We start from the raw sequence: 21,312 nt of genomic DNA, 5'->3' as shown, positions 1-21,312 counted from the left end.
CAGGTCAACAGTTGATATGGGTCAACTATACGCCGATGGTTGACGTGCGTCAACTATCGGTGCGGGAGAAGGTCAGATGCACGTGCCGCCGCTGCTCAGGCGGACAGGGCGGAGCGTTCGGCGGAGCGGATGATCCACTCCACGCCGAGGGCGAAGAGCTCGCGATCCTCGAGAGCGAGCAGCTGCGGAGAGATCTGTGCGATGTGGGGGTGCTGGACGGGGTCGACCAGCAGAGGACCCTCGAACCAGGGACTCGACTCTGCGGGCGCCGACGTGGCACGCGCGGTCTGCGCCCGCGCAACGCCCGCGGCGGATGAGAGGACGTGTGTCGCCATCAAGGCGTAGTGCTGCACGAGGTGCTCTCCCGTGAGGCCGGCGCGTGAGAAGGCGTCCAGCATGAACTCGATCGCATCGAGCTCGCCCGGCCCGTGCGTGGTGAGCACGATGGCTTCCTGGCCGATGGTGGGATAGCGCGAGAGCTCGTCGAGCGTGGCGGACGCCAACTGGCGCAGTCGCTCCTGCCATTCCTCTGGGGGCGCGGTCACCGCGGCGAGGCTGCGCACGGTGAGCTCGTCGAGCAGCGCCCCCATGAGGTCGTCCTTGCTGCGGAAGTGCCGGTAGACGGCGGTCGGGTCGGTGCCGAGCTTCGCGCCGAGATCGCGAATGGACAGGGATGCCGAGCCGGTGGTCTCGGCGAGCTCGAGACCGGCGCTGATGATCGTCGCTCGATCCAGCCGCCTGCCGCCGGCCTTCTCGGAGGTCGCTCCGCTGCGTGCCGCCATGATCCCCGCTTTCGTCCTCGCCGTCCATCGTTCCACGGAGCCGCGTCTCGACGCCGTGACGCGCCCAGCCTACCGGCCGTGTCATCAGCGCGGTCAACGGTGTTGACAGCGGCGATGACATGCGCCTATCGTCAAGCAACCCCGATCGATGACGAAGGAGAGTTCCGTGGCCGCTGCCGTTGCTGACGCACAGACGCCGTTCGCAGACACCGTGTTCACCGGAGGCGCGCTGTTCAGCTCCGACCTCGTGACTGCGGGGACCCAGCAGGCGCTGACCGGTCTCGCCGTCGCGGTGCGGGACGGACGCATCGCCGCGGTCTGCAGCGAGGACGCGGCATCCGCGCTCATCGGTCCCGACACCCACGTCGTCGACCTGGCCGGCGCGCTGCTGGCGCCGGGGTTCCAGGATGCGCACATCCACCCGATGTCGGGCGGCGTCGAGCTGCTGCAGTGCAACCTCACGGGCTCCGAGGATGCCGCCGATGCCCTCGCGACCATCGCCCGCTACGCCGCCGACCATCCCGACGCCGAATGGATCGTCGGCGGCGGCTGGTCGATGGATCACTTCGCGGGCGGCGCACCGCCGCGGGACGCGCTCGACGCCATCGTGCCCGACCGGCCCGTGCTGCTGGCGAGCCGCGACCACCATTCGTCCTGGGCGAACAGCGCCGCCATGCGCGTGGCCGGCATCGATGCCGCGTCCGCCGACCCTGCCGACGGACGCATCGAGCGAGAGGCGGACGGCTTCCCCGCGGGCACGTTCCACGAGGGGGCGACCGACCTCTTCGCCGCCGTGCGTCCGACCGTCTCCGCGGACCTCGCGTACGCCGGGCTGCTGCGGGCGCAGCGAGACCTGCTCGCGCAGGGCATCACGGGATGGCAGGACGCCCTCGTCGGTGACTTCCCGGGGATCGCCGGCGGACTCGCGTCCTACCGGCGGGCACTCGCCGAGGGCACGCTCAAGGCGCACGTCGTCGGGGCGCAGTGGTGGGAGCGGGCCGAGGGCATCGAGCAGCTCCACGAGATGATCCGCCTCCGCGACGAGATCGCCGCGCTGGGCCGCGAGGATCGGTTCTCGCTCGGCTCCATCAAGCTCATGGTCGACGGCGTCGCCGAGAACCACACGGCCGCCATGCTGGAGCCCTACCGCGACGGTCACGGGCACGACACCGAGAACCGCGGACTGTCGTTCATCCCCGCCGAGAAGCTCTGCGAGTATGCGACCGCGGCCGATGCGGCCGGGTTCCAGCTGCACTTCCACGCTCTCGGCGACCGGGCCGTGCGGGAGGCGCTCGACGCGGTCGAGGCGGCGGCCGCGGCGAACGGCGACACGGACGGGCGTCACCACCTGGCGCACATCCAGGTCATCGACGAGGCCGACGTGCCGCGCTTCGCGGCGGTGGGGGCGGTCGCGAACATGCAGCCGCTGTGGGCGTGTCACGAAGACCAGATGGACGAGCTGACACTGCCGTTCCTCGCCGAGTCGGCGGCATCCCGTCAGTACCCGTTCGGCGATCTGCAGCGCGCCGGCGTGCGCCTCGCCGGCGGCAGCGACTGGCCGGTCTCGAGCGCCGATCCACTGGCAGGCGTGCACATCGCCGTCAATCGGGTCGCGCCGCTGTCGGACGCCGCGCCCCTGGGCGGCGCGCATCAGCGGCTGGATCTCGCGTCGGCGCTCGCCGCGTACACGTCCGGCACCGCCTACGTGAATCACCGCGACCACGACACCGGATACCTCCGCACCGGCTACCTGGCGAACCTCGTCGTCGTCGATCCCAACCCGTTCGCCGTCCCGGCGGAGGAGCTGTACGCGTGCCAGGTCGTCTCGACCTGGATCGACGGCGAGCGCGTCTACGCCCGCGAGGATGCATGGCCGGGATCCGACGCCCCGTCGGATGCCTCCGAGACCGGTGGGCGGGCCATCCCGACGCACGTCGCGAGCCACGGCTGACCCGGCCACGCATCGCACCCGATCCTTCTCCACCCGACACCGACGTCCGCACCCGAGGAGCACCATGATCCCCACTCGACGCACCGCCCGTCGATCCGCCGTCCATCGCCCCGCCGCGCTGGCAGCTGCCGGCCTCGTGGGCGTGCTCGTCCTCTCGGCGTGCAGCCCGGGCGAGGCCGAGCCCGATGCGACCACCGCGCCCGAGTGGGAGCTCACCGCGCAGACGGCTGCGCCGTCCGGTGACATCGACTCGTTCACCTGGGTGAGCTATTCCGAGCCGTACTCGCTCGACTACGCCTACGCGTTCGACTACGCCGACAACCAGGTGCTCGCGAACGTGTGCGAGTCGCTGCTGCGCCTCAATCCCGACTACACACTGTCGCCGGGCCTTGCGGAGTCGTTCGAGCATCCGTCGCCCGAGACCTGGGTGTACACGATCCGCGAGGGCGTCACCTTCCACGACGGCACGCCGCTCACCGCCGCCGACGTCGTCACGTCGATGAGCCGCCATCTCGACCCTGAGGTGGGCTCGTCGTGGTACTCGGCGTATCAGAACGTCGCCGCGATCGAGCAGACCGGCGATCGCCAGGTCACCGTGACGATGACGCGGCCCGACTCCCAGTTCAACCTCGCGATGGGCGGCTCGGCCGGCGTCGTCGAGTCTGCCGCGACGCTGGCCCAGAAGGGCGCCGACTACGGCAACTCCACCGGCCTCGTGAACTGCACCGGGCCCTTCGAGCTGACGGCCTGGAAGTCCGGCGAATCGGTCACGCTGACGCGGTACGACGACTACTGGGACGAGGCGCTTCGCGCCCGGGCGGGCGAGGTCGAGGTGCTCTTCATGACCGACCCCAACGCCCGGGTCAATGCTCTGAAGTCCGGCGAAGTGGACGGCGGCTGGATGCTCCCGCCCGACGCGATCGCGCAGCTGCAGGGCTCCGGCAAGGGCGACGTCTACTTCGGGCTCAACACGGCCGTCGGCAGCCTGATCGTGAGCGATCTCGAAGGCCCGCTCGGTGACGAGCGCGTGCGCGAGGCCCTGCTCCTGGCGATGGACCGGCAGGGGATCCTGGATGCCGCTGCCCAGGGCTACGGGGAGGTCACCAACGCGCTCACCACCGAGTCGGTGTGGGTGGGCGCGAGCGAAGCGGCGCTCGACGACGCGTTCGACGGGCTCGAGGAGTACCCGTACGACCTCGAGGCGGCGAAGAAGCTCATCGACGACGCGGGCGTGGCCGGTGAGGAGATCGTCATCGCGACGGCACCCCTCGGCAACGACTTCGCGGTGATCTCGCAGGGCGCGGCGGCGGCCGCGCAGGCGATCGGGCTGAAGGCGACGATCCAGACCGTGAGCCCGAGCGCGTACACCGCCCTGTTCTCGGACCCGGCCGCGCGTGACGGCGTCGACCTCTTCTACACCTCCTGGTACCTCTCGAGTCCCGACCCTCTCGAGATGTACGGCGTGCTGCGAACGGGGGAGTTCAGCAACTACGGCGGCTGGAGCGATCCGGACTTCGATGCGCTCGTCGACGAGGCGGTGGCGATCGACGACCCGGCGCAGCGCAGCGGGATCACGGCTCAGGCTCAGCGCATCGCGAACGAGCAGCTGCCCTGGCTGCCGCTGTTCGAGGGGCCGACGACCGTCTTCCTGAGCGACCGCGTGACCGGCGTCGCACCGTCGGTGGCGTTCCTCTACTACCCGTGGGCGGCGACCATTGGCTCCCGGTGACCTGAGTGGCAGCCCGGCCCGGACTGCCGGGCCCCGTCCGGCCTCGTTCGCGGACGGCGTCGCATCATGACCGCCGTACGCCGGATCGCCGGCAAGCTCGGAGGTCTGCTGCTCACGCTGTTCCTGGCATCCGTCCTCGTCTTCTTCTCGCGTTTCCTGGTGCCGGGTGACCCCGTGGCGTTCCTGCTGCGCGGGCGCAAGCCGAGCGCCGAGGCCGTGGCGCAGATCACCGCGCAGTACGGACTCGACCTGCCGCCGTGGCAGCAGTACCTGACGTGGGTGGGAGGGCTTCTGCACGGCGACCTCGGCCGCTCGCTGCAGTACCGGCAGGACGTCACCGTCGTGCTCGGCGAGCGACTGCCGGTCACGCTCGGCCTCGTGGTCATGGCAGGGACGATGATCGCGATCGTCGGACTGACCGCGGGCGCGCTCGCCGCACTCTCGCGGGGGCGCGTCGCCGACCGCTCGATCCTGATCGGGCTCACCGTGCTCGGCGCCGTCCCGTCGTTCGTCGGCTCGATCGTGCTCATCGCGGTGTTCGCGGTGCAGCTCGGCTGGTTCCCCTCGTTCGGCTCGGGCGACGGATTCTGGGACACGCTGTACCACCTGGTGCTGCCCTCGATCGCCCTCGCCATCGTGTTCGTCGTGCTCGTGGGCAAGGTGACCCGCTCGTCGATGATCGACCAGCTCGACCGCGAGCACGTCGAGGTGGCGATCAGCCGCGGCATCCGGCGTGGCACGGTTGTGCGGCGTCATGTCTTCCGCAACGCCGTCGGACCGATTCTCACGGTCAGCGGGATGCTGGTGGCCGGGCTTCTCGTGTCGAGCTCCATCGTCGAGGCGGCCTTCGGCCTGGCCGGCATCGGCTCGCTGCTGGTGCAGTCGGTCGACCGCCTGGACTTCCCGGTCGTGCAGGCGATCGTCCTCCTGGTCGTCACCGCGTTCGTGCTCGTGAACGCGGTGATCGACGTCCTCGAACCCTGGATCGATCCGCGATCCGCTGCCGGAGCCGGTGCCCGATGATCTCCACGACCCCTCCGCCCGCGACCGGCGCTCCGGCCGCGCTCTCGAAGCGCACGAGTCCGGCGACGCTCGCCGTCGGTGTGCTGCGAGCGCCGCGCCGGCGGCGCGCCGGCCTCACCCTGGCGATCGCGCTGGGCGTCGTCGCGGCGATGACACTGGCCGCGATCTTCGCGCCGTTCCTCGCCCCGTACAACCCCGACGCCGTCGACTTCGCCGCGGTCAACGCCGGGCCGAGCGCCGCGCACTGGCTCGGCACCGACGGCCTCGGACGCGACACGCTCAGCCGCCTGATCTACGGCGCGCGCACGGCGCTGCTCGGGCCGCTCCTCGTGGTGATCGCGTCGACCGTGCTCGGCATCCTGCTCGGTCTTCTCGCGGGCTGGCGCGGCGGCTGGATCGATGCCGCGCTCGGTCGCGTGTTCGACGTGCTCTTCGCCTTCCCGTCGCTGCTGATCGCCATCATGGCGGTGGCGCTCTTCGGCAAGGGCCTGGTGGCGCCGGTCATCGCCATGAGCATTGCCTACGCGCCGTTCGTGGCACGGCTGACCCGGTCGCTCGTCGCCACGGAGCGGAACCGGCCGTACGTCGCGGCATACCGCGTTCAGGGGTTCTCCGGGCCGTGGATCGCGCTGCGCCGCGTGCTGCCGAACGTCACCCCGATCGTCGGCGCGCAGTCGACGCTGAACTTCGGCTACGTCCTGGCGGAACTGGCGGCGTTGTCGTTCCTCGGCCTCGGCGTGCAGCCGCCGACCGCCGACTGGGGCGCGATGATCAACGAGGCGCAGGCCGGGCTCATCGGCGGGCACTTCCTGCCCGCGATCGTGCCGGCGGTCGCCGTCGTCGTGGTCGTCGTGGCGGTCAACATCATCGGGGAAGAGGTCTCCGACCGCATCGGAGGGGAGATCCCGGCATGAACGAACACGATTCCGTCGCCGAGCCGGCCGCGGCCGGAGCCCTCGAGCCGCCTGCGCTGCACGGCGGCGCGCTGCTCGGCATCCGTGATCTGACGCTCGACCTCGCCGACGGCGCGCGGCTGCTCCACGGCATCTCGCTCTCGGTCGGCGCGGGTGAGACGGTCGGCCTCGTCGGTGAGTCCGGCTCGGGAAAATCGCTCACGGCCCGCACCGTGCTCGGGCTCCTTCCCGCGCGCGCCGTCACCACAGGCGACGTCGTGCTCGGCGGGGCGGGCGTGCTGACCGCCACCGCGCCCCAGCTGCGCGGGCTCCGTCGCCACGGCGCCGCCATGATCTTCCAGGACCCGCGCGCCGGCATCAATCCGATGCGCACCATCGGCGACCACCTGACCGAGGCGCTGCGGCTGGCCGAGGGATGGTCGGCGGATGCCGCGAGAGCACGCGCCGTCGAACTGCTCACCGCGGTGCGCCTGCCGCGCCCCGAGGAGCACCTGGGGCAGTATCCGCACGAGTTCTCGGGCGGCATGCTGCAGCGCGTCATGATCGCGGGGGCGCTCACCACGTCGCCGCGACTGCTGGTGTGCGACGAGCCCACCACCGCCCTCGACGTCACGACGCAGGCCGAGATCATCGGCGTGCTCAGCGAACAGCGCGAACGCCGGGGCATGGGCATGCTCTTCATCACGCACGACCTCAACCTCGCCGCCTCGCTCTGCGACCGCGTCTACGTGATGAGCGGCGGGCGCATCGTCGAGCAGGGGCGCGCACGCGACGTGCTGCGCGACCCGCATGCGGAGTACACCCGCCGCCTCGTCGCCGCGACCCCGACGCTCTTCGCGAGCCCGCGGACGCTGGCCGGGAACAGCGTCGGAGACTCTTCCCGACAGACCGGTCGCCGGCATCCACTCACCGGCGTGTCGTCGAAAGGCTCCGAATCTGTGCACGGCCATGCGGCGGATGCCGGCGGTGACGCATCCGCTCGGACCGAGTCGTCCGTGCACGCGCCGATGCTCGAGGCGATCGGGATCGCCAAGACCTATCACCGCCGCGGGAAGGAGCCCGTGCAGGCGGTGATCGATGCCACGATCACCGTGCCGCGTGGCGGCGCACTCGGCGTGGTGGGGGAGTCGGGCTCGGGCAAGTCGACGCTGGCGCGCATGATCGTGGGCCTCGAGAGCGCCGACCGCGGCGACATCCGCATCGATGCACGTGCACGCACGGCGGTTCCCCGCGGCCGCCGTGAGCGACTGGCGCACGCGCGCAGCGTGCAGATGGTGTTCCAAGACCCCTATCTGTCGCTGGACCCGCGCATCACCGGGGGCCGCGCGATCGAGGACGCCCTGCGCCTGCACGGCGCCGCGGGCGGCGAGAAGCGGCTCAGCGCGTCCGAGTCGCGGTCGCGGGTGCGTGACCTTCTCGCCCAGGTGGGGCTCGGCGAGAAGCACGCGGCGGCGAGGCCCCGGACGCTGTCGGGAGGGCAGCGGCAGCGCGTCGCGATCGCGCGCGCCCTCGCGATCGAGCCGGACGTGCTGGTGATGGACGAGGCGACGAGCGCGCTCGACGTGTCGGTGCAGGCACAGGTGCTCGACCTCGTCGATCGCATCCGGCGGGAGCGCGGACTCACGGTGCTGTTCATCAGCCACGACCTGGCGGTCGTCCGGCGGGTGTGCGACGAGACCGTCGTGATGCGTCGCGGCGAGATCGTCGAGCGCGGACGCACGGCCGAGCTGCTCGCCCACCCGCAGCACGAGTACACGCGGCTGCTCATCGACTCGGTGCCGAAGCCCGGCTGGGATCCGGAGCGGGCGGGCGCCGAGGTCGAGGATGCAGGCATCGATGCGGGAGCCCCGGACGGGGTCGCCGGCGACGATGTGGAAGCCGCGTCGGTGGAGGAAGCGAAGGTCGAGGCGTCGGGACAGGCACGGTGAGCGCCGGGTCTTCATCGCGCGGCACGGTCGGTTCGAGGAGTATGGAGGCGTGTTCAGCGTCGAACTGATTCCAGATGCCGAGCTCGACCGCGCGGTCCGGGAAGACTGGGATCGGCTGCTCGGGGCCGATCTGCCGAGCTCGGGACGCAATCCCGCACCGAGCAACCGTCCACACCTGACGCTCGCGGTGCGGGACCGGCTCGATCCGTCGGCGTTCGACGACATCGCCGACCTGCTCCCGGTCGCCCTTGAGCTCGCGGGAGTCGTGCTCCTGGGTCATCGAGATCGCTACGTGCTCGCGCGGCATGTCGTCGTGAGCACGCCGCTCCTGGCGATCCACCGCGTCGTCGCAGAGATCGCCGGCCGGCCCGAGCCGCACTACTCCAACACCGGGGTCGACCGGTGGACGCCGCACATCACTCTGGCCCGGGGGCTCACGGCCGCGCGGCTCGCAACAGCCATGCGGTTGATCAAGGCGCCGAACATCGTCGGGCAGGCGACGGGCGCGCGGGTGTGGGACGCCGATGCCCGGCGCGTGACCACGATCCGATGACGCGTGGCCGAGCCGGCGCGGCCCGCCGCGTCAGTCGGCGAGGGCGAGCGCGCGGAACGGCTCGCGCGGCGTGGTCGGCGGCTGAGGCATCCGTTCCGGCTGCTGACGCGAGCGCATCGTGCGCAGGTACAGCTCGTCGATCAGGGCGGTCGCCAGGCGCACGAGCTTCGCGATCTCGGCCTCGTCGCGATCGACCCACGCGCAGCGCGGCTCATCGCCGACGGGCACGAAGCCGTCGTGCTGCTCCCACGCGACGAGGGTGCGCTCGGCACCCAGCACGTGCTGCTGCCACCACACCTGACGCAGGTACGAGCGCGGGATGCTGCGCCAGGCCTTGTTCGTCGTCTTGATCTCGGCGAGGGTGATGCGGCCCGTCCCGTCGACGGCGATGCCGTCGGGGGTCGCGAGGTGCCGCTTCTCGACGACGGCGTGGAAGAGCGCCGACGAGGGCTGGATGCCGTGGGTCGCGGCGACCCACCCGGCGATCTCGGGCTCACGCGCACGTCCGTGCGCGGTGTAGGCGTTGCCCGAGAAACCCGAGCCGAGCAGCTTGGCGTCGGCGGCACGGCCGATGGCCCGGTCGGACGTGAGGCTCGCCACATCGGTCGCGGTGATGCCGCGCGACCGTGCACGCACCCAGGCGACGCGGTCCCGCGAGTCCGCGACGATGCGGGCGGCCACGTCCGGGGCATGCGCCGCGAGCGCCGAAGGGCGTGCGGCGGCGTGCTCGGGGTTCACCCTCCGAGGCTACGCCGCCGACCCGACATCCGCCGCCTGCGACGCACCTGCGGCGCGGGGTCCGTCCCGCGACGTCGCCGGTCGCGGCATCCGTGCGGCGAGAGGGGTTGCGTTCGGCGGTGGCGGTGGCATCCTCGGGATCATGAGCACCATCACGTCAGACGAGTTCCGCGCGTTCCCGGGTGTCGAGGACTGGCGTCCCCGCGTGACCGGCGCCTTCGCCCTGTTCCGCACGGGCAGCTTCGCGGCCGGGGCGCAGCTGTTCGCCGCGATCGCCGATCTCGCCGAGGCGGCCGACCACCATCCCGACGTCGACGTGCGCTACGCCACCGTGCGCGTGCGGCTGCTCACCCATTCGGCGGGCGGCCTGACGGCGAAGGATGCCGCGCTCGCCGCGCAGATCTCCCAGGCGGCCCGCGAGCTCGACATCCGCGCCGAGACCGAGCGGATGCAGGACCTCATGCTCGCCGTGGCGACGCCCGATCCCCGCGCCGCGCTGGCGTTCTGGAAGGCCGCGACGGGCTTCCGCGAGGTGCGCGACGGCGTGCTGTTCGATGCCGACGGCCGAGGGCCGCTCATCTGGTTCCAGCCCGTCGACAAGCCGCTGCGCGGCAGGTCGCACCTCGACGTCAACGCTCCGCGCGATGTGATCGAGAAGCGCCTCGAGGCGGCGCTCGCCGCCGGCGGCGTGATCGTCGACGACACCCACGCGCCGGAGTGGTGGACGCTCGCGGACGCCGACGGCCACAAGGTCGACCTCTGCCCGTGGCGCGAGTAGCGCACGACCACGGCGGCCGCCCCGAGTGCCTCAGAAGGCGGCGGCGCCGGCCTCCGCGACGGTCTGGTCCTGTTCGCCCGAACCGCCGCTGACGCCCACCGCACCGACGACGGCGCCGTCGCGGGAGAGGGGGACGCCGCCGGCGAAGATCGCGACCTTGCCGCCGTTGGTGGCGTGTATGCCGTAGAACTGCTGCGTCGGCTGCGAGTTCTCGCCGAGGGCCTTCGTCTCGATGTCGAATGCCCGCGAGGTCCAGGCCTTGTTGATCGAGATGTTGACGCTGCCCATCCACGCGCCGTCCTGGCGGACGTGGGCGACCAGGTTGCCTCCCGCGTCGACCACGGCGATGTTCATGGGCTGGCCGATCTCGTCGGCGCGCTTCTCCGCGGCGGCGATGACGCGACGGGCGTCTTCGAGGGTGACGGACATGGTGGTGTTCCTTTCGTCGGCGAGCGGATGCCTCGACCGAGGAATCCGCTCGTGGTCAGGTGGACGGGATGTACCCGTGAGGATTCAGCACGTACTTCTTCGCCGCCCCCTGGTCGAAGTCGGCATACCCCTGCGGGGCGTCCTCGAGTCCTATGGCGGTGGCGCCGACGGCATCGGCGATCGCGACCTTGTCGTGGAGGATCGCCATCATAAGCCGGCGGTTGTAGCGCATGACCGGGCACTGGCCGGTGGTGAAGGAGAGCGACTTCGCCCAGCCGAGTCCGAGGCGCAGCGACAGCGACCCGACCTTCGCGGCCTCGTCGATCCCGCCCGGGTCGCCGGTGACGTACAGGCCCGGGATGCCGAGCGCACCGCCCGCCGCGGTCAGATCCATGAGCGAGTTGAGAACGGTCGCGGGCGCTTCGTGGGACGCATCCGCTCCGTGTCCGCGCGCTTCGAACCCGACGGCGTCGACGCCGCTGTCGACCTCGGGTACACCGAGGATCTGCTCGATCTGGTCCTTGGGGTCGCCGGCGGACACATCGACGGTCTCGCAGCCGAACGATCGTGCCCGTGCGAGACGGTCCTCGTTCAGATCACCCACGATGACCACCGCCGCGCCCAGCAGTTGCGCCCCCACCGCGGCGGCAAGGCCGACGGGTCCGGCGCCCGCGATGTAGACGGTCGATCCCGGGCCGACGCCGGCGGTGTACGCGCCGTGGAACCCGGTGGGGAAGATGTCGGAGAGCATCGTCAGGTCGAGGATCTTCTCCAGGGCCTGGTCGCGGTCGGGGAAGATCAGCAGATTCCAGTCGGCGTACGGAACGAGCACGTACTCCGCCTGGCCGCCCACCCAACCGCCCATGTCGACGTAGCCGTAGGCGCTGCCCGGCCGGTCGGGGTTGACGTTGAGGCAGATGCCGGTCTTGCCCTCCTTGCAGTTGCGGCAGCGGCCGCACGCGATGTTGAACGGCACCGAGACGATGTCGCCGACCTTGACGAACTCGACGTCGGGGCCGACTTCGACCACCTCGCCGGTGATCTCGTGGCCGAGCACCAGGCCGGCAGGCGCCGTCGTGCGACCGCGCACCATGTGCTGGTCGGAACCGCAGATGTTCGTGCTCACGGTCTTGAGGATCGCGCCGTGCGGCACTTTCCTGCCGACGTTCGCCGGGTTGACGCCCGGACCGTCCTTCAGTTCGAACGTGGGGTAATCCGTGTCGACGACCTCGACCTCGCCGGGGCCTTTGTAGGCGACCGCCCTGTTGCCGGACATCTTCGTCCTCTCCGTCGCGCGGCGCATGACCGCGCGACTCGGTCGTGCCGGTTCTGATGCGAGCCTGTACCTCGGCGACGCCGTGCGCAACGGGGCCGGGCGTCGGCAGCGCGGGGCGAGTGCCGCACTGCCGGCAGGGGGCGGCGCGGATTTGGCGGGAGCGAGGGGATCGCGTACCCTTGTGGGAGCCGAAGACCGCCGGTCATCGACGTGTGTGCGAACGCATGGAGATCGAAGCTCTGCAACGCAGGGGCCCGCGCAGGTGTCACGAACGATTCTCCTGGATTCAGGAATCCCGCTCCGTGCGCTTGCGCCGGAGCTTTTTTGTTGCCGCGACGAGATGATGACCGGATGCCTCCGGCCGGCGCCCCGCCACCGCGGAGCGTCTCGTACACCACAAGGAGTGGCCATGGCGCAGAAGGAAGCATCGGTCGCCGAGCTCACGAAGAACTTCGAGGACTCGACCGCCGTTCTGCTGACCGAGTACCGCGGTCTGACGGTTGCCCAGCTCAAGGAGCTGCGCAACAGCATTCGTCAGGACGCGGAATACGCCGTGGTGAAGAACACGCTGACCAAGATCGCCGCGAACAACGCGGGGATCACGTCGCTGGACGACGACCTCAAGGGTCCGTCGGCCATCGCGTTCGTGCACGGTGACCCGGTCTCCGTCGCGAAGGGTCTTCGTGCCTTCGCCAAGGCACACCCTCTTCTCGTGATCAAGGGTGGTTTCTTCGACGGAAACCCCCTGAGCGCTGACGAGGTCAACAAGCTCGCCGATCTCGAGAGCCGTGAAGTCCTGCTGGCGAAGCTCGCCGGTGCGATGAAGGCCTCGATGACCAAGGCGGCATACGTCTTCAACGCGCTCCCGTCGAAGGCCGTCCGCACGGTCGACGCGCTGCGCGAGAAGCAGGAGTCCGCGGCCTGACATCGGGCCTCGGCGTAGCAAAACCACTATCAAGGAGAATCATCATGGCAAAGCTCAGCACTGAGGAGCTGCTCGACGCGTTCAAGGAGCTCACGCTCATCGAGCTCAGCGAGTTCGTGAAGGCGTTCGAGGAGACCTTCGACGTCACCGCCGCCGCCCCCGTGGCCGTGGCCGCCGGCGCCCCCGCCGGTGGTGCCCCCGCCGAAGAGGTCGAGGAGAAGGACTCGTTCGACGTCGTTCTCGAGGCCGCCGGCGACAAGAAGATCCAGGTCATCAAGGTCGTCCGCGAGCTCACCTCGCTCGGCCTTGGTGAGGCGAAGGCCGTCGTCGACGGTGCTCCCAAGGCTGTCCTCGAGGGCGCCAACAAGGAGACCGCCGAGAAGGCTCAGGCCGCCCTCCAGGAGGCTGGCGCGACGGTTACCCTCAAGTAACCCGCTCTGCGAATCACGAAGGCCCCGGATGCTCGCATCCGGGGCCTTCGTCATGCCCGGGATGCCCCGCATCCGGGGCCTTGGTCATGCCTCGGGAACGTCTGACCAGCGGCTGAGACTGCGCAATCTGCGAAATCCCTTTCTCACGGTTCGGTCTCGAATCACACCTGATTTTCTGTAGGACTTGCGCTTCGGCATCCGTTCTGGCAAGAATGAGAAAGCGCATTCCAGAAAGCGCATTCTCACCCTCGAAGACGAGACCGGAGGACACGGTGACGACGACGCACCGCCCCAGAACACGGCCGCCAGGCCGTGCCCGTGGAGCAGACGCATGAGCGCTGTCAGCGAGCTCGGCAAGCTGAAGACCGCGAAGTCCGACGGCAAGAAGCAGAACAAGGCCGCGTACCTGTTCCTGGCGCCGTGGTTCGTCGGGCTGGCGCTGATCACGATCGGCCCGATGGTCGCATCGTTCGGACTGTCGTTCACGCGGTACAACCTGCTGAGCCCGCCGAAGTGGATCGGCTTCGAGAACTTCTCGCGGATGCTGACCGACGAGCGGCTCGCCACCTCGCTGCAGGTCACGTTCAGCTACGTGTTCATCTCATTGCCGCTGCAGCTCGCGGTCGCGCTGTTCCTTGCGATCGTGCTCGACCGGGGCCTTCGCGGCCTCGCGTTCTACCGCTCGGCGTTCTACCTGCCCTCACTGCTCGGCGCGAGCGTCGCGATCGCGATCCTCTGGCGGCAGATCTTCGGGGTCGACGGCCTGGTGAACCAGGTGCTCGCCGTCTTCGGCATCCAGGGGCAGGGGTGGATCTCCAATCCCGACACGGCGCTCGGCACGCTGATGATCCTGAACGTGTGGACGTTCGGCTCGCCGATGGTGATCTTCCTCGCCGGGCTCCGCCAGATCCCCACCATGTACTACGAGGCGGCCGACGTCGACGGCGCGAGCCGCCGGCAGCAGCTGTTCCGCATCACGATTCCGCTGCTGACCCCGATCATCTTCTTCAACGCGGTGCTCCAGCTGATCGGCACGTTCCAGTCGTTCACGCAGGCGTACATCGTCTCGGGCGGCACGGGCGGCCCGGTCGACTCGACGCTCTTCTACACGCTGTACCTGTACCAGCAGGGCTTCACCAACTACAACATGGGCTACGCGTCGGCCATGGCGTGGCTGCTGCTGGTCATCGTCGGCATTCTGACCGTCCTGATGTTCTGGACCTCGAGGTTTTGGGTTTTCTACGATGACCAAGATTGACGACGCCGCCATGACGGCCCCGCTCGCGACCGAGACGATCGTCACCGGCCGCGCACCGCGCGCCCGCCGGCGCAGCCCGTTCCGCAAGCCGATGGCGAGCATCGTGCGGCACACGCTGCTCATCGCGCTCGCGCTGGCGATGCTCTATCCGGTGATCTGGATGGTCGTGAGCTCGCTGCGGCCGAACGAGGAGATCTTCCGCGACCCCAGCATCATCCCGGACAGCTTCCAGGTCTCGAACTATGTGGACGGGTGGAACGCCCTGGCGTATCCGTTCAACGTCTACATGTGGAACTCGGCGCTGATCGTGCTCGGGTGCATCATCGGCAACCTGGTGTCGTGCTCGATGGCCGCGTACGCGTTCGCGCGGCTGCCGTTCAGCGGCAAGCGGTTCTGGTTCGCGGTGATGCTCTTGAGCATCATGCTCCCGATCCACGTCATCATCGTGCCGCAGTACGTGCTGTTCTCGCAGCTGGGCTGGATCAACACCTTCCTGCCGCTGATCGTGCCGAAGCTGCTCGCGACGGATGCCTTCTTCATCTTCCTGATGGTGCAGTTCATCCGCGGCATCCCGAAGGAGCTGGATGAGGCGGCCCGGATCGACGGCGCCGGCCACCCGCGCATCTTCCTGCAGATCATCCTGCCGCTGATGGTGCCGGCCCTCGCGACGACCGCCATCTTCACCTTCATCTGGACGTGGAACGACTTCTTCTCGCAGCTGATCTTCCTGACCAAGCCCGAGCTGTACACCGTCCCGCTCGCGCTGCGGTCGTTCGAAGACGCCCAGAGCACGACCAACTACGCCCAGATGTTCGCGATGAGCGTCGTCTCGCTCATCCCGATCTTCCTGATCTTCCTGTTCGGCCAGAAGTTCCTCATCAAGGGAATCGCGACGACCGGGATCAAGTGACGTCCGCGTCACACACACCTTCGCGGGCCCAGTGCCCACCCTCATCACACGCACCAACACCCACACACCGACTTCGGTCGAAAGGATGCAAGACATGCGACGCACCACAACCGCACCGCGCTGGTTGCTGCTGACCTCCGTCGGCGCAGCGACGATGCTGACGCTGACGGCGTGCGCGGGACCGACGGAGGCTCCCGCCGACACCGGCCCGACCCTGTCAGACGAGCCCGTGACACTCAGCTTCACCTGGTGGGGCAACGACGTCCGCCACGGGATCACCGAGGAGCTCATCGCGGCCTTCGAGGCCGAGCACGAGAACATCACCATCGAGCCCCAGTACACCGACTGGGCGGGCTACTGGGACAAGCTCGCGACGACGGTCGCCGCCGGCGACGCCCCCGACATCATCCAGATGGACGAGAAGCAGCTGTCGACGTACGCCGCCAACGGCGTGCTGCTCGACCTCGGCACCCTCGGCGACCAGCTGCCGACCGAGGACTTCCCCGATGCCGTGCTCGGCACCGGTGCCCTCGACGGCACGCAGTACGGCATCCCCGTCGGCATCAACTCCTACACCTACATGGCGAACGTCGACCTGCTCGAGAGCCTCGGCATCGAGCTGCCCGACGACGAGACCTGGTCGTGGGACGACCTCAACGAGATCGCCGAGGAGGTCACCGCGAAGAGCGGCGGCGCCGTGGTCGGCTCGCAGTCTTGGGGCTTCGAGGACGGCGGACTCAACAACTGGCTGCGCCAGCACGGCGAGTCCCTCTACGCCGAGGACGGTTCGCCCGAGGTGACGGCATCCGCCGAGACGCTGGCCGCGTGGTGGCAGAACCTGCTCGACGTCACCGAGGCGGGCGGCACCCCCGACCCCTCGGCCACGATCGAGCGCGAGTCGGCCGGCCTCGCCGAGTCGTTCACGGCGACGAACCAGTCGGTCTTCGGTCCGTGGTGGTCGAACCAGGTCGCCGCGCTGCGCGAGGCGAGCGGTCAGAACCTCGAGCCGCTGATGGTGCCGACGCCCGACGAGGGCGAGAGCGCGGCGGCGTACTACAAGCCGTCGATGTTCTGGTCGGCCTCCGCGAAGACCGAGTACCCCGCCGAGGTGGCGCTGTTCCTCGACTTCCTCTCGAACAGCGAGGAAGCGGCCGACCTGCTGCTCGCCGAACGCGGCGTGCCTGCGAACGAGAAGATCCGCGAGTACATCACGCCCAAGCTCGACGAGGTCAACCAGGAGGTCGTGGACTTCCTCGACGAGATCGCGCCGCGCGTCGGCGACGCCCCGCCGGCGACCCCGCCGGGCGGTGGCGCGATCGAGACGATCATCGACCAGCACACCCAGCGCGTGCTGTTCGGCGAGCAGACGCCCGAGGACGCCGCTGAGAGCTTCATCGCGGAGCTGCAGCAGGCTCTCGACGACGCCGCCATCTAGCCGACGGCCGGGCCGCGTCCACCCGAGGCGCGGCCCGTCGTCCCCAGAACCGCACGGGGCCGGACCGAAGTGATGAGGGGTCCGGTCCCGGGCGGGCATGCCAAGAACCGCTCGGCGACCGCCGCCGGGTCGAAGTCGCACGCGCGAATGCGCCGCACCGGGCTCGTCGACGCCCAAGATTGAGAGAGGAGGGGATCCGTTGAGCGAGGTCACAGCGCGCCCGATCACGATGGCGCAGGTCGCGCAGCACGCAGGAGTGTCGCAGGCATCGGTGTCGCGCGTCCTCAACGGCGTCGCCACCGTCGACCCCGCGATCGTCGCGAAGGTCAACCGTGCGGTCGCCGCCCTGAACTACTCGCCCAGCGAGGCCGCGCGCAGCCTCGTGCGGGGGAGCAGCCACACCATCGCGCTGCTGGTGCCTGACCTCGAGAACCCGATGTTCCAGGGCGTGCTCAAGGGGCTCACGGTCGCTGCGGCGCGCGACGGGTACCGCGTGCTCGTGGCCGACAGCGCCGAGGCGGTCGGCGTCGAGGCGGACATCGCCGGAGAGGCGCGCAGCAAGTGCGACGCCCTCGTGCTGGTGTCGCCACGGATGCCGGATGCCGAGCTGCGCGAGCTGATCCAGCGCACGACGCCGGTCGTGGTGGTCAACCGCCGCGTGGACGACACCGCGGCGGCGCAGCTCTCGGTGGACTACACCGCCGCCGTCAAAGAGCTCGGCGTGCACCTGCGGGGCTTCGGCCACCGGCGCATCGCGTATGTCGCCGGACCCGCCCTCAGCTACGCCAACGAGCAGCGCGCCCAGGGGCTCGGGGAGCTCGCCCGCGAGTACCCCGACCTCGAGTTCCTCACGATCCCGGCCGGATCGAGCATGGAGGCGGGCTACGACGCCGCCGACGCCGTGCTCGAGACGGGTGCCACCGCCGCGATCGCCTTCAACGACCTCGTCGCCCTCGGGCTGATGTCGCGCCTGCGCGAAGTCGGCGTCGAGGTTCCGCAACAGCTCTCCATCGTCGGGATCGACGACATCCCCCAGTCCCGTTTCGCCGCCCCTCCGCTGACGACCATGTCGGTTCCTCGGATCGAGATCGGGCGGCAGGCTTGGAATCGCATGCGTCAAGCACTGGACGGCGAGAACGCCGGCCACGCCCTGTTCTATCGGCCCGTCCTGGTGCCGCGTCAGAGTTCCGGTCCGGCATCCCATGCCAGCGGCTGGGTGGGTCCCGCCCGCCCCGTGCTTCGGCTGGGGTCGACGGTGGTCGCCCAGTACGAGGAGGGGACGAACGTCGACTCGGTGCTCTCACCTCGTCCGTACCTCGACGCCGTCATCTCGCGCGCCGGCACGCCGCTCTCCGTCACCGAGCCGACCGACCACCCGCACCACCTGGGGGTGAGCCTCGCGATCGCCGATGTCAACGGCACGTCGTACTGGGGCGGTCGCACCTATGTGCGCGGCGAGGGGTCGATCATGGTCCCCAACCACGGCCGGCAGCGCCGTGACCGCCTGCACATCGACGGGCACTCGCTCGACGAGCGGCTCAGCTGGGTCGACGAGCACGGCACCACGCAGCTCGTCGAGGTTCGGGAGCTGCGATCCGCCGAGCTCGCCGGCGGCTGGGCGCTGCGGTGGCGCAGCCACCTCAAGGCGACGCTCGACGCCATCACCTTCGGCTCGCCGGCGACGAACGGCCGAGACGGCGCGGGCTACGGCGGGATCTTCTGGCGGTTCGCCCCCGAGATCGCCCGGGTGTTCAGCCCGGCGGGCGATACCGAGCGGGAGGTGCACGGCGCGGCGACAGACTGGCTCGCGTTCACGTTCCCCGAGCGCGGCACGACGGTCGTGCTCACGCAGGGCGAGGAGCGCCTGCCGTGGTTCGTCCGCTTCGCCGAGTACCTCGGCGCCGGTCCCTCCGTGGCGTGGGACCAGCCGCGCACGATCCCCGAAGGGGGTGAGCTCAACCTCGAGCTGACCGCCTACGTCCTCGACGACGAACTCGCCGACGCCGCCGCGGTCGAAGCCGCCCTTCCGGCGCTCCGCGCCGAGGCGGGGCTGTGACGCCACCGCTTCGCGTCGGCGTCGCCGGCGTCCACGGGCACGGCCGCAGTCACGTCGACGCCGTGCTGGCCCGCCCCGACCTCGAACTCGTCGCCGTCGCCGACCCCCGGGGCGGCGGCGACGTGCCCTCCTCGACCCGTGTGTTCGCGGATGCGACGTCGATGATCGACGCTCTCGATCTCGACATCGTCGTGCTCAGCACGCCGATTCCCACCCACACCGAGCTCGCGCGGCTCGCGCTCGCCCGCGGGGCCCACGTGCTGCTCGAGAAGCCGCCGGTGCCCTCGGTCGCCGATCACCACGCGCTCCTGAGTGCGGCGGATGCCGCCTCCCGTGCCGTGCAGGTCGGCTTCCAGTCGCTCGGCAGCGCGGGTGTGCCGGCGACCGCCGACGCCCTGGCGTCCGGTGTCATCGGCGACCTCGTGCACGTCGGCGCGGTGGGTCAGTGGTCCCGGTCGGAGCAGTACTGGCGCCGCGCGCCGTGGGCCGGTCACCGTCAGCTCGACGGCCGCCTGATCGCCGATGGCGTGGTGACGAACCCGCTCGCCCACGCCGTGGCGACGGCCTTCGCCGTCGCCGGAGCCGCAGCCCCGGAAGACGTCGTGGCGATCGACGCGGATCTGCGCCGGGCGAACGAGATCGACACCGACGACACGTCGTCGCTGGTGATCGAACTGCGCGACGGCACGCGCATCGCGGCCGGTCTTGCGGCCACCGCCGTCCGGCGGCACGAGCCGTATGTGCTGGTGCGCGGCACGCACGGCTTCCTCGTGTACCTCTACACGCTCGACACGCTCCACGTCCATCGCGACGGTGCGGCGCTGCCTCGCGCCTACGCCTTCGATCGGACCTCGCTCCTCGACGACCTGGCCGCCCACATCCGCGACGGCAGTGACCTGCTCGCGCCCCTCGGTCGCACCGGCGCCTTCACGCGCGTGCTCGAGGAGGTCGTCACCGGGACTCCGGCGACCCCGATCGATCCCCGACTCGTTCGTGTCGAGGCATCCGGCGACGAGACGTTCCGCACCGTGCTCGGCGTCGAAGATGCCGTCGAACGCGTCGCCTGGGAGGGCCGCACCTTCCGCGACCTCGGCCTGCTCTGACCCCGCGGGGTCAGGCCGTGCCGCGTGGGCCGACGCCGATGATCGCGGACGCGTCGTCGTCGACCGCAGCGGTGGAGTTCCGCGCGACGAGCGGCGACGACTCGTAGAGCCGGTGGGTCGGGGCGCCGGGATCGTCGAGCTGCCACATCAGCAGCTGCACAGCGGCGCGGCCCTGCTGGTGCGGACGCTGCTGCAGTGTGGTGAGCGAGAACATCTCGGCGTAGGGGTGATCGTCGATGCCGACCACGCTCAGTCGCTCGGGAACGCGGATGCCGAGCCTGCGCGCCGCGATGATCGCGCCGACCGCCGCCTCGTCGCACACCCCGACGATCGCCGTGGGGCGCGTGCGGCGGTCGCCCAGCAGCTCGACCGCCGCGCGGTAGCCGCCGGGCATGGTGGCCTCGGACTGGACATGACGGACGGATGCCGCGAGCCCGGCGTCGCGCATGGCGCTGCGGTAGCCGTCCAGCCTCCGGCCGTCGCCGAAGCTCGTCCGGCGCCCGTCGGGGTCGCCGCCGAGGAAGACGATCTCTCGGTGTCCGAGTCCGGTCAGATGCTCGGTGGCGATGCGGGCGGCGGCCTCGTCATCGATCGACACCCCGTTCGTGCCGACCTCGTAGCCGCCGACGGCGACGACCGGTTTGCCGAACGCGACCAGCCGCTCGAGCTCGCGGGCGCTCGGCTCGATCCCCACGGCGATGAGCCCGTCGAACCGCTTTCTCGCGAGGAAGTGCTCGAACATCTCCCGCCGTGCGGGAGAGTCCGGTGGTGCGCCGTAGAGGGCCAGGTCGAACCTGCGCTCGAGCAGCGCGTCCTGGATCCCCTCGAGCACCTGGGCGAAGAACCACCGGTCGAGCGAGGGCATCACGACGCCGACGGTCTGGGTGCGGCCGGTCACCAGGCTCACCGCGCTCGTCGTGGGGACGTAGCCCAGGGTGGCCGCGGCATCCCTCACCCGTTCGCGGGTCGCCGCCGAGACATAGCCCGAGCCGGTGAGCGCACGGGACGCCGTCGACTTCGAGACGCCTGCCGCGCGAGCCACCTCCGAGATGCCCGCCATCGGATCCTCCTCCCCTCCGACGACACCGCCGTC

19 protein-coding genes are annotated in these 21,312 nt (G+C 70.2%); 14 read left to right on the top strand and 5 right to left on the bottom strand.

What is annotated here, in order from left to right; all coding sequences use genetic code 11:
• Positions 1-95: 95 nt before the first annotated feature.
• Positions 96-782 carry a TetR family transcriptional regulator gene (locus tag ABG085_RS14635; protein ID WP_347976451.1) on the bottom strand — a complete coding sequence of 229 codons (687 nt, stop codon included), beginning with the start codon at positions 780-782 and terminating at the stop codon, positions 96-98.
• A gap of 166 nt (positions 783-948) precedes the next feature.
• On the opposite strand from ABG085_RS14635, the gene ABG085_RS14630 reads away from it, so the two are divergent.
• From ABG085_RS14630 to ABG085_RS14605, 6 genes are all read left to right on the top strand, one after another.
• Positions 949-2,733: an amidohydrolase gene (locus tag ABG085_RS14630; protein WP_347976450.1), complete on the top strand. Its 1,785-nt coding sequence runs from the start codon at positions 949-951 to the stop codon at positions 2,731-2,733.
• 64 nt (positions 2,734-2,797) lie between these two features.
• Positions 2,798-4,462, top strand: coding sequence for an ABC transporter substrate-binding protein (locus ABG085_RS14625; protein ID WP_347976449.1), 1,665 nt, complete (start codon positions 2,798-2,800; stop codon positions 4,460-4,462).
• A 66-nt stretch (positions 4,463-4,528) separates the two neighbouring features.
• Positions 4,529-5,485 (top strand): ABC transporter permease, encoded by a 957-nt coding sequence (locus ABG085_RS14620; protein WP_347976448.1) that lies wholly within the window; start codon positions 4,529-4,531, stop codon positions 5,483-5,485.
• Positions 5,482-6,399, top strand: coding sequence for an ABC transporter permease (locus ABG085_RS14615; protein WP_347976447.1), 918 nt, complete (start codon positions 5,482-5,484; stop codon positions 6,397-6,399). The genes ABG085_RS14620 and ABG085_RS14615 overlap by 4 nt, the downstream gene beginning before the upstream one ends.
• On the top strand, positions 6,396-8,327 hold the full coding sequence (locus tag ABG085_RS14610; RefSeq protein WP_347976446.1) for an ABC transporter ATP-binding protein: 1,932 nt from the start codon (positions 6,396-6,398) through the stop codon (positions 8,325-8,327). Before ABG085_RS14615 ends, ABG085_RS14610 begins: the two co-directional genes overlap by 4 nt.
• Positions 8,328-8,376: 49 nt before the next feature.
• Positions 8,377-8,880, top strand: a complete 504-nt coding sequence (locus ABG085_RS14605; RefSeq protein WP_347976445.1) for a 2'-5' RNA ligase family protein — start codon at positions 8,377-8,379, stop codon at positions 8,878-8,880.
• A 30-nt stretch (positions 8,881-8,910) separates the two neighbouring features.
• Here the strand turns inward: ABG085_RS14605 and ABG085_RS14600 are convergent, their stop codons facing one another.
• Positions 8,911-9,618, bottom strand: coding sequence for a YqaJ viral recombinase family protein (locus ABG085_RS14600; RefSeq protein WP_347976444.1), 708 nt, complete (start codon positions 9,616-9,618; stop codon positions 8,911-8,913).
• 142 nt (positions 9,619-9,760) lie between these two features.
• On the opposite strand from ABG085_RS14600, the gene ABG085_RS14595 reads away from it, so the two are divergent.
• Positions 9,761-10,396, top strand: a complete 636-nt coding sequence (locus ABG085_RS14595) for a VOC family protein (RefSeq protein WP_347976443.1) — start codon at positions 9,761-9,763, stop codon at positions 10,394-10,396.
• 30 nt (positions 10,397-10,426) lie between these two features.
• On the opposite strand, the gene ABG085_RS14590 is transcribed toward ABG085_RS14595, so the two are convergent.
• Entirely contained in the window at positions 10,427-10,825 is a 399-nt protein-coding gene (locus ABG085_RS14590) for a heme-binding protein (protein WP_347976442.1), read from the bottom strand.
• Between the two features lie 55 nt (positions 10,826-10,880).
• Positions 10,881-12,101, bottom strand: coding sequence for a formaldehyde dehydrogenase, glutathione-independent (fdhA, locus tag ABG085_RS14585; protein WP_347976441.1), 1,221 nt, complete (start codon positions 12,099-12,101; stop codon positions 10,881-10,883).
• Between the two features lie 409 nt (positions 12,102-12,510).
• Here fdhA and rplJ point away from each other — a divergent pair, with 409 nt between their 5' ends.
• The 7 genes from rplJ (at position 12,511) to ABG085_RS14550 (ending at position 20,219) form a co-directional block, all read left to right on the top strand.
• Entirely contained in the window at positions 12,511-13,026 is a 516-nt protein-coding gene (rplJ, locus tag ABG085_RS14580) for a 50S ribosomal protein L10 (RefSeq protein WP_109211493.1), read from the top strand.
• A 44-nt stretch (positions 13,027-13,070) separates the two neighbouring features.
• Positions 13,071-13,457, top strand: coding sequence for a 50S ribosomal protein L7/L12 (rplL, locus tag ABG085_RS14575; protein WP_163619019.1), 387 nt, complete (start codon positions 13,071-13,073; stop codon positions 13,455-13,457).
• Between the two features lie 331 nt (positions 13,458-13,788).
• Positions 13,789-14,715 carry a sugar ABC transporter permease gene (locus ABG085_RS14570; protein WP_163631350.1) on the top strand — a complete coding sequence of 309 codons (927 nt, stop codon included), beginning with the start codon at positions 13,789-13,791 and terminating at the stop codon, positions 14,713-14,715.
• The gene (locus ABG085_RS14565) at positions 14,702-15,625 is read left to right on the top strand and encodes a carbohydrate ABC transporter permease (RefSeq protein WP_347976440.1); all 924 of its coding nucleotides are present in this window, start codon (positions 14,702-14,704) and stop codon (positions 15,623-15,625) included. The genes ABG085_RS14570 and ABG085_RS14565 overlap by 14 nt, the downstream gene beginning before the upstream one ends.
• A 94-nt stretch (positions 15,626-15,719) precedes the next feature.
• On the top strand, positions 15,720-17,060 hold the full coding sequence (locus ABG085_RS14560; protein WP_347976439.1) for an extracellular solute-binding protein: 1,341 nt from the start codon (positions 15,720-15,722) through the stop codon (positions 17,058-17,060).
• Positions 17,061-17,259: 199 nt separating this feature from the next.
• A complete protein-coding gene (locus ABG085_RS14555) occupies positions 17,260-19,116 on the top strand; it encodes a DUF6807 family protein (RefSeq protein ID WP_347976438.1) in 1,857 nt (618 codons plus the stop codon).
• A complete protein-coding gene (locus ABG085_RS14550; protein WP_347976437.1) occupies positions 19,113-20,219 on the top strand; it encodes a Gfo/Idh/MocA family oxidoreductase in 1,107 nt (368 codons plus the stop codon). Before ABG085_RS14555 ends, ABG085_RS14550 begins: the two co-directional genes overlap by 4 nt.
• A 10-nt stretch (positions 20,220-20,229) precedes the next feature.
• Here the strand turns inward: ABG085_RS14550 and ABG085_RS14545 are convergent, their stop codons facing one another.
• Positions 20,230-21,279 (bottom strand): LacI family DNA-binding transcriptional regulator, encoded by a 1,050-nt coding sequence (locus ABG085_RS14545; protein WP_347976436.1) that lies wholly within the window; start codon positions 21,277-21,279, stop codon positions 20,230-20,232.
• Between the last annotated feature and the right edge of the window lie 33 nt (positions 21,280-21,312).

It is taken from the genome of Microbacterium sp. ProA8 (assembly GCF_039905635.1).
GTDB lineage: Bacteria > Actinomycetota > Actinomycetes > Actinomycetales > Microbacteriaceae > Microbacterium > Microbacterium chionoecetis.
This window is presented reverse-complemented; position numbering and strand designations above follow the sequence as displayed.